This window comes from Streptomyces sp. YIM 121038 (assembly GCF_006088715.1).
Lineage (GTDB): Bacteria > Actinomycetota > Actinomycetes > Streptomycetales > Streptomycetaceae > Streptomyces.
The window spans coordinates 236,795-249,355 of sequence record NZ_CP030771.1; the positions used below are offsets into that span (position 1 = coordinate 236,795).

General features: G+C 72.2%; 11 protein-coding genes and 1 pseudogene. 7 read left to right on the top strand and 5 right to left on the bottom strand.

The genetic code is table 11. From position 1 onward, the window contains the following. Nucleotides 1–125: 125 nt before the first annotated feature. The 3 genes from C9F11_RS00945 to C9F11_RS00955 all read right to left on the bottom strand — a co-directional run bounded on the left by C9F11_RS00945 (nt 126) and on the right by C9F11_RS00955 (nt 6,563). Nucleotides 126–5,363, bottom strand: coding sequence for a type I polyketide synthase (locus C9F11_RS00945; protein WP_138957422.1), 5,238 nt, complete (start codon nt 5,361–5,363; stop codon nt 126–128). Nucleotides 5,364–5,384: 21 nt separating this feature from the next. Then, complete coding sequence (locus tag C9F11_RS00950) at nt 5,385–5,585, bottom strand: DUF5988 family protein (RefSeq protein WP_138957423.1); 201 nt, start codon at nt 5,583–5,585, stop codon at nt 5,385–5,387. Between the two features lie 624 nt (nt 5,586–6,209). Beyond that, entirely contained in the window at nt 6,210–6,563 is a 354-nt protein-coding gene (locus C9F11_RS00955; RefSeq protein ID WP_138957424.1) for a zinc ribbon domain-containing protein YjdM, read from the bottom strand. 254 nt (nt 6,564–6,817) lie between these two features. On the opposite strand from C9F11_RS00955, the gene C9F11_RS00960 reads away from it, so the two are divergent. The 6 genes and pseudogenes from C9F11_RS00960 to C9F11_RS00985 all read left to right on the top strand — a co-directional run bounded on the left by C9F11_RS00960 (nt 6,818) and on the right by C9F11_RS00985 (nt 9,646). Then, on the top strand, nt 6,818–7,159 hold the full coding sequence (locus C9F11_RS00960) for a metalloregulator ArsR/SmtB family transcription factor (protein WP_138957425.1): 342 nt from the start codon (nt 6,818–6,820) through the stop codon (nt 7,157–7,159). Between the two features lie 185 nt (nt 7,160–7,344). Beyond that, nucleotides 7,345–7,713, top strand: a pseudogene (locus C9F11_RS00965) (sodium-independent anion transporter); the annotation flags it as partial. After that, entirely contained in the window at nt 7,710–8,123 is a 414-nt protein-coding gene (locus C9F11_RS00970; protein ID WP_138957426.1) for a pyridoxamine 5'-phosphate oxidase family protein, read from the top strand. The pseudogene C9F11_RS00965 and the gene C9F11_RS00970, both read left to right, overlap by 4 nt. Further along, on the top strand, nt 8,123–8,542 hold the full coding sequence (locus tag C9F11_RS00975; RefSeq protein ID WP_138957427.1) for an ATP-binding protein: 420 nt from the start codon (nt 8,123–8,125) through the stop codon (nt 8,540–8,542). The genes C9F11_RS00970 and C9F11_RS00975 overlap by 1 nt, the downstream gene beginning before the upstream one ends. A 55-nt stretch (nt 8,543–8,597) precedes the next feature. After that, nucleotides 8,598–9,038, top strand: a complete 441-nt coding sequence (locus tag C9F11_RS00980) for an STAS domain-containing protein (RefSeq protein WP_138957428.1) — start codon at nt 8,598–8,600, stop codon at nt 9,036–9,038. Nucleotides 9,039–9,295: 257 nt separating this feature from the next. Next, nucleotides 9,296–9,646 carry a metalloregulator ArsR/SmtB family transcription factor gene (locus tag C9F11_RS00985; protein ID WP_138957429.1) on the top strand — a complete coding sequence of 117 codons (351 nt, stop codon included), beginning with the start codon at nt 9,296–9,298 and terminating at the stop codon, nt 9,644–9,646. A gap of 283 nt (nt 9,647–9,929) precedes the next feature. Here the strand turns inward: C9F11_RS00985 and C9F11_RS00990 are convergent, their stop codons facing one another. Continuing rightward, entirely contained in the window at nt 9,930–10,598 is a 669-nt protein-coding gene (locus C9F11_RS00990; protein ID WP_269078122.1) for an FAD-binding oxidoreductase, read from the bottom strand. Between the two features lie 165 nt (nt 10,599–10,763). Between C9F11_RS00990 and C9F11_RS00995 the strand changes: the two genes are divergently transcribed. Beyond that, nucleotides 10,764–11,363 carry a DUF308 domain-containing protein gene (locus C9F11_RS00995; RefSeq protein ID WP_249401533.1) on the top strand — a complete coding sequence of 200 codons (600 nt, stop codon included), beginning with the start codon at nt 10,764–10,766 and terminating at the stop codon, nt 11,361–11,363. 291 nt (nt 11,364–11,654) lie between these two features. Here the strand turns inward: C9F11_RS00995 and C9F11_RS01000 are convergent, their stop codons facing one another. Next, nucleotides 11,655–11,960 carry a metalloregulator ArsR/SmtB family transcription factor gene (locus C9F11_RS01000; RefSeq protein ID WP_138957431.1) on the bottom strand — a complete coding sequence of 102 codons (306 nt, stop codon included), beginning with the start codon at nt 11,958–11,960 and terminating at the stop codon, nt 11,655–11,657. Nucleotides 11,961–12,561 lie beyond the last annotated feature (601 nt).

Sequence of the window (12,561 nt, forward strand, 5' to 3'; positions counted from 1 at the left end):
CATTCCCTTCATCGGCTCGGAATTTCCCGGTCCGCGTCACGCCGTCGAAACGGTTGCGGCTGCCCGTGTCTCGATGAGGCGCAGGAGAAGGCTCGGGAGAAGGCGCGCGCGGCCGTAGCGGTCCGTCAGCGGCTCGCCTCCTGCGCCGACGTAAACCCCATGGACTGCAGGAGTGCCTCGGCCAGCGCCCCCGGGCTCGGCTTGACCCAGATGGTGCCCGGAGCGATCTCGCGGCGCAGCGCCTTGGCCAGCCGCTGCTGGAGCTGGACCGCGCCCAGCGAGTCCAGGCCGAGGACGACGAGGCTGGTGTGGGCGCCGATGTGGCGGGTCGTGCCGCCGAGCAGGTCGCGGACCTGGGCGATGATGAACTCCGTGAGGACGCGGTGGCGTTCGGCGTCCGAGGCGGCCTGGTGAAGGTCGTCGCGGACCGGGGAGCCGTCGGCCTCGGCGCCCGCCTGGATGCCGGTGAGGAGTTCTGTGTAGAGCGCCGCTTCGCGCAGAGCGGGGTACGGGGCGGTCCAGGCGGCCGCGTCGACGGGCGAGTAGGCGATCTGATGGTGGCCCTCGGCGAGGATGCGGTCGAAGGCGTCGAGGCCGTCGGCCGGGTTGATCATGACGAAGCCGCGTTCGGCGAGGTGCTGTCCGCGCCCGGCCTCGGACCAGGCACCCCAGTGGATGCCGGTGGCGGGCAGGCCCTCGGCGAGTCGGTGGGCGACCAGCGCGTCCAGGTAGGCGTTGGCGGCGGCGTACGCGCCCTGGCCGGGCGAGCCGAGCAGCGAGGCCACCGAGGAGTAGACGACGAAGAAGTCCAACTCGGCCTCCAGGGTTGCCTGGTGGAGCTGCCAGGCGCCCTCGGCCTTGCCGCGCCAGACCCGCTGGAGCAGTTCGTCCCCGATGTGTGCCACGGTGGCGTCCTCGACGACACCGGCGGCGTGCACGATGCCGCGCAGCTTCCCGCCGGCGGCCTTCAGGGCGCGGTGGACGGTGCCCGGCTCGGCGACGTCGCCGAGGACCGTCTCGATGTGCGTGCCGAACGTGGTGCGCAGCGCTTCGAGGGTGCGCTCGGCGTCCGGGCCGGGTGGTGTGCGGCCGACCAGGACCAGGGTGCGGGCGCCGTGTTCGGCCAGGCGCCGCGCGGTGAGCAGGCCGAGGCCGCCGAAGCCGCCAGTGACCAGGTAACTGCCTTCATCGTATGGGGAGTTGATGGGGGGAGAAGCCGCTCCGGGGCCGGTGCGTGCCCGTGCCACAGCCCGTACTCCGTGCCGCCAGGCGACCTCGGTGACCGGCAGGGTGTCGTCGAGCAGATCCCCCAGGACGTCGTCGAGCGGGGTGTCGCCCGCCACCTCCAGGCTTCCGGCCCGCAGTTCGGGGTTTTCGAAGGCGGCGACCCTCAGCAGTCCGCGCACGCCCGCGGCGGCCAGAGGGTGATCGCCGCGCCACAGCACCCACAGGCGCGGCGGTGCGGTACGGGCGGCCAGGGTCTGCAGCACCGTGAGGGTGCGGCGGACGGCGGCGCGGGCACGGTCGGGCGTGCCCTCAGTGTCCGGGCCGTTGAGGACCAGCAGCAGACGGGTCGCGGCCGGGCGGGTGTCGGCGGCCAGCGCCCGCTCCAGCCGCCCTGGGTCGAGCGGAGCGCCTGGCGGGTGCAGGAGCAGATGGCTTCCCGCCGACCGCTTGCCGAGCTTGGCGGCCAGGCGCTCGCCCCAGCGGGTGCCTTCGGGGGCCACGACGAGCCACTGCTGGCCGGTGGACTCCGGGGCCTCGCCGGCCGGGACCGGCTGCCAGGCCAGGTGGGCGAGGCGGTCGGCGTAGCGCTGTTCGGGCGGGGTGATGTTGGAAAGGCGCAGCGCGGTGATCTCGGCGACGACCGTGCCGTCGGCCGTGGTGAGCGTGCCCGACGCGGTGCAGGTCAGGTCGTCGGCCTCGTGCAAGGTCACCTCCGCGCGCCGGGCGTGGCCGGTCGGCCCGTATACGCGGAGCGCGCCGAAGCCCGCCACCACGACCGGCCCCGGGCTGGTCGCGCAGTGGCCGAGCCAGGCCGCCACCGCCGTCTGCACGAACTCGTCGGCCAGCACCGGATGCAGCCGCAGGGTGTGTGCCGAGACGCGCGCGGTGTCCGCGATGCGCAGGGCGGAGACGGCGCGGGTGCGTCCCGGGTCGAGGCGGATGCGGTCGACGGCGGCGAAGGACGGGCCGTGGCAGACGTTGTGGCGCTCGCGGAAGTGGCGGTGCAGGTCGGCCGGGGCGGACTCGGTCCACTCCGCGGTGGGGCCGTCCGCCGGGGTGCCCGGACGCCCCTCGTGGTCGGCGAGCGGGCGGATGGTGGCGCGGGCGTGCACGACCTGGCCCTCGGCGGTGCGGGTGAGTACCTGCCCGCGCACCACGCCGTCCTCCTCCACGAGCCGGGTGGACACCCGCGGCTCCGGCTCCAGGACGAGCGGCGCCTCGATCGTCACGTCCTCGATCGCGACCCGGTCGGTGGCGAAGACCTCGGCGCCCGCGGCGAGCAGCATCTCCGCGAAACCGGTACCGGGCAGCACCGGCACACCGGCCACCCGGTGGTCGGCGAGCCAGGGCAGCCGGGTCGCGGAGACCGGGGTCTGCCACAGGTGGCGGCCCGCCCGGTCGGGGTCGGCGACGTGGCCGCCGAGCAGCGGGTGCTGGCGTGCGGCGGGCAGGGCCGGTGCGACGAGGGTGTAGGGCTCGGTGGTGCCGCCGTGCCGGGTGCGGTTCCAGAAGGTGGTCGGCACGTCGGCGAGCCGCCCGTCGCCGTAGTGGGTGGCGAAGTCGATGCCGTCGAAGCCCGCGCAGTGGGCGGTGGCCAGCTGCGTCAGGAACGCCTCGGTGTCGTCGCTGCCGCGGCGCAGCGAGCCGATCGCGACCACGTCCTGGACGCCCTGCTCGGCGGCGGTCTCGGTGATGGGCCGGGCGGCCAGCGGGTGGGCGGTGCACTCGATGAACAGCCGGTACCCGTCGGCCAGGGCGGCGGTCACGGCACGCTGGAAGTGCACGGTGTCACGCTGGTTGTGCACCCAGTACGAGCCGTTCAGCGGGCCCGGATCGCGCGGGGCGTCGCTGACGGTGGAGTAGAAGGCGATGGCGCCCGGCCGGTTGTCGGGCAGCTCGGCCAAGGCGGCGTGCAGTTCGTCGACGACCGGGTCGACCTGCGGGGAGTGCGAGGCCACGTCCACATCGACCATGCGGGCCACCACGCCGTTCTCGTTCCAGTGCGCCACCAGGTCGCGCACCTGCCGCGCGTCACCGGAGATCACCGTGGTGCGCGGGGCGGTCAGCACGCCGAGCGCGACCCCCACCGCGCCGAGCGCGTCGAGGGCGGCCCGGGTCTCGGCGGCGCTCAGCATCACGGAGGCCATGGCGCCGTGCGCGATCCGGGCGAGCAGGGTGGCCCGGCGGCAGATCACCTTCGCCCCGTCCTCGCGGCTGAGCACCCCGGCGACCACGGCGGCGGCCACCTCGCCCAGGGACTGCCCGATCACCGCGGCCGGCCGCACCCCCCAGGAGCGCCACAGCTCGGCCAACGCCACCTGCACGCCGAACAGCGTCGGCTGGACGCGGTCGACGCCTGCCAGCAGTTCGGGCCGCTCGATCGTCTCCCGCAACGAGAAGCCGGACTCGGCCCCGATCAGCGGTTCGAGGGCGTTGACGGCGGCGGCGAACACCGGCTCGTCAGCGAGCAGCCCCTGGCCCATGCCCGCGTACTGGGAGCCCTGCCCGGTGAAGACGAAGACCGGGCCAGGATGGTCGGGAGGCAGCACCGGGACGCCGCTGACGGCGCCCTCGGGTGCGCCGCCCGCGGCGAACTCCCGCGCTCGGGTGGCAAGTTGCCCGAGCCCGTCGGCGACGACGCCGAGGCGGTGCTCGGCGTGCCGGCGGCGCAGCGCGAGAGTGTGGACGACATCGGCCGCGTCGGCCGGGGTGCTCTCGCTGAAGTCGGCCAGCCGCCCGGCCGCCCCCGCCAGCGAGCCTTCCGACGTCCCGGACAGCAGGAACAGGCGCTTTCCGGCGACGGGTTGCTTCCCCCGGCGCGCGGGGCGGCGGCGCGGGGCGGGCGCGGCCTCGAGCACGATGTGTCCGTTGGTGCCGCTCACCCCGTAGCTGCACACGGCCGCGAGGCGCCCCTTGCCCGGCACCGGCCAGCGGGTCAGCTCGGTCGGCACGAACAGCCGGGACTTCTCGGCTCGGTCGATGCCCGGATTCCAGTCGGTGAAGTTCCGGTTCGGCGGGACCACCCCGCGCCGCAGGCTCTCCACCGCCTTGATGACCCCGGCGACACCGGAGACCGGCTCGGTGTGCCCGATGTTCGTCTTCAGCGAACCGAGCGCACAGCGCCCCCGGCCGCCGCGTCCGTAGACCGCGTGGAGGGACGAGTACTCGATCGGATCACCCACCGAGGTGCCCGGCCCGTGCGCTTCCACCAGCCCCACCTCACCCGGGTCGATGCCCGCCGATTCCACGGCGGCCGCGAAGAGCCGGCGCTGCATCTCACCGGACGGAGCGGTCATCCTCGTCGCCTGGCCGTCGTTGTTGACCGCGCTGCCGCGGATCACGGCGAGGATCCGGTCGCCGTCGCGGCGCGCGTCGGCGAGCCGCTTGAGCAGTACGGCACCGGCGCCTTCGCCCCGCACGTACCCGTCCGCGCGCGCGTCGAAGGCGTGGCAGGCCCCGCGTCGCGACAGGAGTAACGGCGCCTCGAAGTAGTGCGTCTGCGGCGCCACCATCAGCAGCACCCCGCCCGCGAGAGCCATGTCGCACTCACCGAGTGTGAGCGCTCCGCACGCGGTGTCCAGGGCCACCATGCTGGAGGAGCAGTGCGTGGAGACCACCATGACCGGGCCGCGCAGATCCATCGAGAACGCCACCCGGCCCGCCGTGCCCGCCGTGTAGTTCCCGAACAGATAGGGGCTGTTGGGCGCGTCCTGAACCGGACGTGCTTCCCGGAACAGATTGTCCGGCGCGTACGTCCCCACATACACCCCGGTCCGTGAGCCCCGGATCCGGTCGACCGGAATGCCGGCGTGCTCCACGGCCTCCCAGGCGACCTCCATCATCACCCGGGACTGCGGGTCCACCCACTCCCGCTCGGCCGGGGCCACCGACAGCGCTTCCGGCTCCCAGGACCACACGTCCCCGTCGAGGAAGCAGCCGACCGCGGCCCGCTCGCCCAGCTCCGGGTCCTGCAGGGACGCGAGGGCCTCGGCATCCCACCGGTCGGCGGGCACCGGACCGGCGGTCGAGCGGCCGTCGGCAATCAACTGCCACAGTTCATCGGGGGTGTTCACGCCGCCGGGGAGACGGCAGCCGATCCCCACCACCGCGATCGGGACCTCGTGGGATGCAGACATGCTGGGTCACCTCCCTTGCCACTATTCGGCGATGGCGGTGCTGTAGGTGAACCTAAAGACGGGAACCCGCAGACCCTCGACGAGTTCGGTCGCGCTCGTCCGCTCGAAGTGCTGGTGCCGGCCGTAGTAGGCCACGACCCAGCGCTCGGGAATCTCTTCCTGGTCGATCCGGCGGACCCGTCCCATGTCCTCGGGGCCGCCATCGGTCACGATGGTGATCACGGGGAGTACCTCCTTGGCTGCGCGTCAGGCACCGCAGCAGAGAACTCCCACCTCACCCCGCCGAATAAGGGTGTGCGGAGGGCATACGCGAACACGCCCCACGCACCCGCGCCTCCGCGCACACCCGAGCCGACCGCCTACGCACGTCGGGGCCGCTTCTCACACCCCGTGCACGCCGTTCACCGACCACACGGTCATCCGGGCGGCCGGGCACCCTGCCCTTCCTGCACATGCGGAACCGCCCCGGAGCGCATCGGGGCAGGGTTGAAGAGCACGACGGAAGCGGGAGCTCTATCGCAGGCCGCAGGCGTCTCCGCGCACTGTGCTCCAGCCTCCGCACACGCCATGCGCCGCGACAACCGGAACCCGTTGGCCGTACGCCTCCTCGCCCGGACAATGGGGTGCGCCCTCCCCCGCCCGAGGTGAACTCCGGGGCGTCCCCGAACACCGTGTGCATGACGCTCCCGACACGGGCCCCAGCCGCGTGCGCCCCCGGCGCACGCCATTCCGCATGCGCCAACATCTGCCCTCGCCCTCACCCCCGCCATGGCCTGCGCCTCCGCCTGACCGCATGCGGTCCAGTGGAAGCCCTCCCGCGGACTCGGCGTGTCGGCGCCCCCGGGTTCAGGCCTTCTTGACCACGCTGGACTTGAGTTGCATGGGGCCGAATCCGTCGATCTTGCAGTCGATGTCGTGGCCGTCCACGCCGTCGACGAGGCGGATGTTGCGCACTTTGGTACCCGCCTTGATGCCGGAGGGACTGCCCTTGACCTTCAACGCCTTGACCACCGTGACCGTGTCGCCGTCGGCGAGTACGTTCCCGACCGCATCCCTGATCGCCGTGTCGGCGGTGGACTGCGCCGGTTCGGCGGCTGCGGGTGACCATTCGTGCCCGCATTCGGGACAGACCAGGAGCGCGCCCATCTCGTAGGTGTACTCGCCGGAACAGGTGGGGCAGGGCGGCAGGTTCTCAGACATCGGCTCAGTCCTCTTCAGCTGGGGAGCCGCGCTTCATCGGGTGAGACGGGCGCTGGCGCTGGGGCCTCCGCCGCGTCGTCGAACCGCTCTCGCGGCCTTGGCGCTGCTCTGTCGGAACGTGGGGTGTGCCCGGCCAGAATAGATCGACTAGCTGAATTGCGAAATTTTGCAATTCGTTAGATGGTGTGGTGGCCGTGCTCGTAGGTAGCCGCGGGCACGGCGTCATCACGTGAGGTTCTCCGGGGAGAGGGTCCGTGTCCGTTCCGCTCTATCAGGCCAAGGCCGAGTTCTTCCGGATGCTCGGTCATCCCGTACGGATACGGGTGCTGGAGTTGCTGCAGGACGGGCCGATGCCCGTGCGTGACCTGCTGGCCGCGATAGAGGTGGAGCCGTCGACGCTGTCGCAGCAGCTGGCGGTGTTGCGCCGCTCGGGGATCGTGAGCTCGCAGCGTGAGGGGTCGACGGTGGTGTACGCCCTGGCCGGCGGGGATGTCGCCGAGCTGATGCGGGCCGCGCGCCGGATTCTGACCGAGATGCTGGCCGGGCGGTACGACCTGCTGGAGGAGTTGCGGGAGGCCGAGGTCGCCGCGCGGTGAGTGCTCCGCTGCCCCGGGCCCGGGGCCTGGTCCACTCGTCTCTGCCCGCAGGCACGGATGTCGCCGGGATGGGCCGCAGCCCGCGCCGGGACCTGCTCGCGGGTCTGACGGTGGCGGTCGTGGCGCTGCCGCTCGCGCTCGGTTTCGGGGTTTCCTCCGGGCTCGGCGCGCAGGCGGGCTTGCCATTCCTCGCCGCCGCGCACCGCCTCGTGCACGGCCTGCGCCAGGCGGCCGACGTACGCGTGGTCATCCCGCGCATGTCGAGGGTGTCCACGATGGATACCACCGGCGCGCTCGCGCTCAAGGACGCGGTGCGAACGCTGAACCGGCGCGGCATCGACGTGCCGGCCTCCAGGATCCGCTCCGAGCACCAGCAGGTCCTGAAGGCGGTCGGCACCCTGGACCTGCCGCGGCACGAGGGCCATGCGTACACAACCGGCAACGAGGCTCTCGCCGGTGCCCGCGCCTGCCTGGAGCGCGCCGGGGTGCTGCCCGCCGTCCCCGCCCAGAACGCCCGCACCGACCGCTCCACTCGTGAGGGATCCGTCCGATGAGCACAGCTCCCGCCCCGCGTCGTCTGGTCCGAGTTTCCGGTGCCGAGGCCCTCTACTTGCTGGAGGGCAGCCGCACCGGCCGCCTGGTCCACGTCCGCAACGACACTCCCGTCCTGCGCCCGGCGGCTCATGTGCTGGAGTACGGCCGCCTGGTCGTCCGCGCACCCGTGCCACGAACGGCACTGCCCGCCGGCGCCACGGTGACGTATCACGTGGACGAGATCCGCACCGCGATCGGCACCGGCTGGAGCGTGAGTGCCAGCGGCCCCGTCGCGTTCGTCTCCGACCCCGACGAGGTGGCCCACTACCGGCGCACCCTGCCTGGCTGGACGCACGGCCCGCACGACACGCTCCTGCGCCTCGACCCGCAGACGGTGAGCGGGTTCCGCCTCGCCCGCGTGGAGGCGTGATGGCCCGGGTGGTGCCGCCCCACCGACACGTACTGACCCTGCCCACCGTGCCGTCCGCGGTGCGTGTGGCCCGGGAGACGGCCGAGCAGGTCCTGGACGAATGGGGCATCGGCCGCCGCCACCCGGCCGTCGGCCCGGCCCTGCTGATCCTCAGCGAACTGGTCACCAACGCCGTGCGGCACGCCGCCGCGACCTCCCCTCACGTCACCGTTGTCTACGCGGCCGCCAAGGACGCCTTCGCTTTCGCCGTCCACGACCGCCACCCCTACCAGCCCACCCTGCACGGCGCGGACACCGGCGACCGCGGCGGCGGCCTGGCCACCGTCGTCGAACTCACCCTCGCCCTGGCAGGAACAGCAGTCGTGCGCCAGGACGCCGACGGAGACGGCAAGAGCATCTGGATCACCCTGCCCCTGTGATCCGTATCCGTCACCCCCACACGCGGCAACGTATGAAAGGCAGTTGATGACGACCATGACCATTGAGTGGCGCTATACCGTCGAGCCGGACCTCGGCATCCTGTCCGTCGCCGGCCACCTCGGCCAGGACGCCGCCCGCCGTTTCACCGGCGCGGTCGGCTGGGTACTCGCCCGCGGCACGGGGCCGGTCATCGTCGACTGCACAGAACTGCGCGGCTGGTCCGTCCAGGGCCAGCTCGCCCTGGCCGAGGCGGCACGTCGCCTCGCCGAGCACGGGCGCCGACTGGAGTTGGCGGCCATCCCCGCCGACGGCTCCCTGGTCCCGGTCGGCGACTGCCCGCCCGTCCCCGTCCACTGCGACCTGACGACAGCACTCGCCGCGCACCGGACGCAGCGGCAGGCAGCGACCGGTCGACCGGAGGAGCAGCGGCAGGCAGCGACCGGCGGACCGGAGGAGCAGCGGCAGGAATGGCGCACCGGAGGCTGGTCCGGCTGAGCACGGGCAGCGGGCCTGCGCGAGGCCGTCCGGGCCGGGGCGCTTGAGTACGGACTGTCCGTGCCATGCGCCCTCGGGATCCGGCTCTCTCCGCCTTCCGACTTGCTAATGTCAGCAATTCTTGAGGTCATCATTCTGGTGGTCAGGGGCCAGGATGGTCCCATGCTGATGATTTGTGGGCGGAAGCGATGCGCGGAGCACTCACGGGGACGGCTCGGCCAGCCGGTCGCCTGCGGGCAGGACGGGAGGCCGGTTCGGTGAGCAGGCCGCTGTATCAACTCAAGGCGGAGTTCTTCAAGACGCTCGGGCACCCGGTGCGGATCAGGGTGCTCGAACTACTGAGCGTGCGTGAGCACGCAGTCGCGGAGATGCTGCCGGAGGTGGGCGTCGAGCCGGCACATCTCTCCCAGCAGCTGGCCGTGCTACGGCGCGCGAATCTGGTCGTGACCCGCAAGGAGGGCTCGACCGTCTACTACTCGCTGACGAGTCCGCATGTCGCGGAGCTGCTGAAGGTGGCACGCACCATTCTGTCAGGGGTGCTGGCCAGTCAGGCCGGGCTGCTCGCCGACCTGCAGACCGCCGCGGCGGAAACGGAACCGCCGTCGTAACCAGCCCTTCGCCCGGCGGGCCGCCCGGCGCTCGACTCGTGCCGGGACCGCCCGCGCCGCCCGAAGGGCAAGACGCCCGTCGCGCCATCCCACAAGGGGAGCGGCGGGCGGCCACCGCCCGCCAGCGCCCGAAGCGACATCGACGCGGGCGAAGGCACGCGCGTACGAGCCGCACCGGGCGAGACGGTCCCGGAGCCGAAGCCACGGCCGTGCGGCCTGGAGATTCCTCACGGACCGTGCGCCCACAGCACCGGGGCGGTGAAGGCTCGGCGCGCGCGGGGCCTCAGGTTCTGCGCCGGTGCGAGCGGTCCGCGAGTCGGTCGATGGTCCAGGCGGCACGGAGTGCCGGCGCACTGAAGACCGGCATGGGGACGAAGCGCGGCCGCGCGCGCCATACGGCGGCCAGGTCGTCGTGGGCCTGGTCACCGGCGAGCCGGTCGGCGAGGGGCGTACCGAGGTAGGGCGACTGGGCGAGGCCGTGGCCGTTGCAGCCGATGGCGTAGAACACGTTCTTCGTCGCTTCTCCCGCGACCGGCAGCAGCGAGGGCGTCATGGCGACCCAACCGCCCCACGCCCGCCGCGGCGGGATGTCGCTGAGCGCCGGGAACCGCTCGTGGAAGCCGCGGACGAGGTCCGCCACGACCGCGTCGTCCGGCTCGCGGGCACCCAATGCCCCTCGCACAGTGCGGAGTTGACGGGTGCCGAACATGATCGTGCCGCGCGGCGTGGGCCGGTAGTTCTCCAGGATCGTGTGCGGGGTGACGATGCCGACGCGTCGCGTCCAGCCGGTCGCCGCCAGGCGTTCGGGCTCGACCGGCTCGGTCTCGACCAGGCTCGTCCAAATCGGCGTGACCATCCGCCGCGGGGCGAACGGGAGGTCGCGGGAGTGAGCGCCACGCTCGCGCTGTCTCCGCCAGTGAGCTACTCGAAGCTTTCGACGGGGGCGACCCAGCCGCTACCCGTCGCCCTGATGACGAGCAGGGCCCGGCGCCCGACCACCGGGCTTTCGTCCAGTCGGCCCTGACGGGCGAGCCCGGCCGTGCGGCCCGCCGACAAGGGCGACTCGGCACTTATGGATAATTCACCCATAATGGGTGATATGGAACACATAGGTGAAGTGGGTCGCCCCCACCGGGGCGGCGCGGGTAACCCCCTGGAGCGGCTGGGCAAGGTCGCGTGGCAGGCCCTGATGCTGTTGGGCTTCGCCGCGATCGCGATCGGCGTGGTCGCGTTGGTGTGGCCGGGCCGGACGCTGCTGGTGCTTGGCGTGCTGTTCGGCATCTACCTGCTGATCAGCGGCGTGATGGAGATCGTGGCCGCGTTCGGCGCCTTCGTCAGCGCCGGGATGCGTGTCCTGCTCGTCGTCACCGGCGCGCTGTCGATCACGCTGGGTGTGCTGTGCTTCCGGAACTCGCTGCACAACTCGGTACTGCTGCTGAGCCTGTGGATCGGCATCGGCTTCCTGATGTACGGCATCGCCACCGCGGTGACCGCCGCCGAGATGCACAGCGGCTGGGGCGTGTCCCTGGGCCTGCTGGCGGCCGCGGGCGGCATCATCGTCCTCTCTTGGCCCATCGGTTCCATCGTCACCCTGGCGGTCTTCACCGGCATCTGGCTGATCGCGGTCGGCCTGACAGAGGTCATCCACGCGTTCACCCTGCGGAGCCTGGTGCGCTCGGCCGGCGGCTCCAGGCGGCACGCAACCGCCGTCGCCTGACTGGAGGCCGGGGGTCGGGCACGCCGAGGCCGATCCGGCCAGGGCCAAGGTCGCGCACGATCGGGCGGGCGTAGTCCATCACTACCTCAATGCGGTACGTGTTGAAGTCGTCGCGGGCCTGCGCGGATCCACCCAGCACGGCGGCTCCGGCCGACCCGGCCCCCACGCTCCAGCGCGCAGCAGGGCGCAGGCGGCAACGGTGCCGCACTCGGTGCGCAGCCGGGGGCGGCACCGTAGAAGCACGAACGGGCGCCGCAGCAGGGGCAGTGCGGCGGCAGGGCCACCAGGTTTTCACCAAGCCCCCAACAGTCGCACCGCCGAGACTCGGCGCGCCACCGCGAGCAGCTCCGCCACGTCCCCGCCCACGACCTCGTAAACCGCCGTTGCGCCCCTGCGATTCACCACAACGACCCCGCAGCCGAGCAACCCCGCCAGATGCTGCGACAACTCCGGAAGCTCGATCTCCAACCCGAGAGCGGCCAACAGCTCCCGCACCGGTACGGGCCCGCCCTGCAGCACTTCCAGCACGCGGATGCGCACCGGGTGCCCCAGCACCTGCAACAGCTCCGCCTGCGCCTCGTACAGCGAATTCGGCACCCGATTCACTCCTGGACCGTGCCCTTCTCATCGTCGGCCGCTTCACCCAACACGACTCCGTGGAGCCGGTCCCGCACCTCTTGAGCAAGCGCGTTCCGACCAAACGCACCCCCTCCAAGACTTGAGGGCCAAGGAAACTAACCAATTGCAGAACTATGCAAGTCTAAGCAATCGCATCCCGGCAGTCACTACGGCGATGAACTGCGACCTTCCAACCAGGCGACACCTGGCCGAGGTTGTGCACCCCGAAGCGCGGGGCCGATCGGCATCGCTCACCGCCCCCCAGCGACGCCACTCCCCCTCACCAGCACAGCAAGGCAGACTGCCGTAACCGCATGTCGCCGCACCCCCAGCACCGCGATAGCCCGCGGGAGAGGTGACTGGACCCACTCGAAGGCACCAGCCGCCCCGCAAACCGCAGAGCCATGCAGGAAGCGAAGCGGAACGCCACCGACCGAGACAGCGACAGATCCGCACAACGCGCGCTCGCGTAGCCCGGCGTCCGGATGGCCCGAGCGGTGCGGTGCCGCAGGCCCAGTTGCTGAGGGCTTGCGGCTCGCTTGACGCTTCGCTCGCGTTCCGTGCCAGTCGGACACAACCC

Excerpts from the sequence above, each read along its gene's own strand:
- C9F11_RS00945 (WP_138957422.1), bottom strand. The coding sequence starts at position 5,363 with ATGTCTGCATCCCACGAGGTCCCGATCGCGGTGGTGGGGATCGGCTGC.
- C9F11_RS00955 (WP_138957424.1), bottom strand. The coding sequence starts at position 6,563 with ATGTCTGAGAACCTGCCGCCCTGCCCCACCTGTTCCGGCGAGTACACC.
- C9F11_RS00970 (WP_138957426.1), top strand. The coding sequence starts at position 7,710 with ATGAGCACAGCTCCCGCCCCGCGTCGTCTGGTCCGAGTTTCCGGTGCC.
- C9F11_RS00975 (WP_138957427.1), top strand. The coding sequence starts at position 8,123 with ATGGCCCGGGTGGTGCCGCCCCACCGACACGTACTGACCCTGCCCACC.
- C9F11_RS00980 (WP_138957428.1), top strand. The coding sequence starts at position 8,598 with ATGACCATTGAGTGGCGCTATACCGTCGAGCCGGACCTCGGCATCCTG.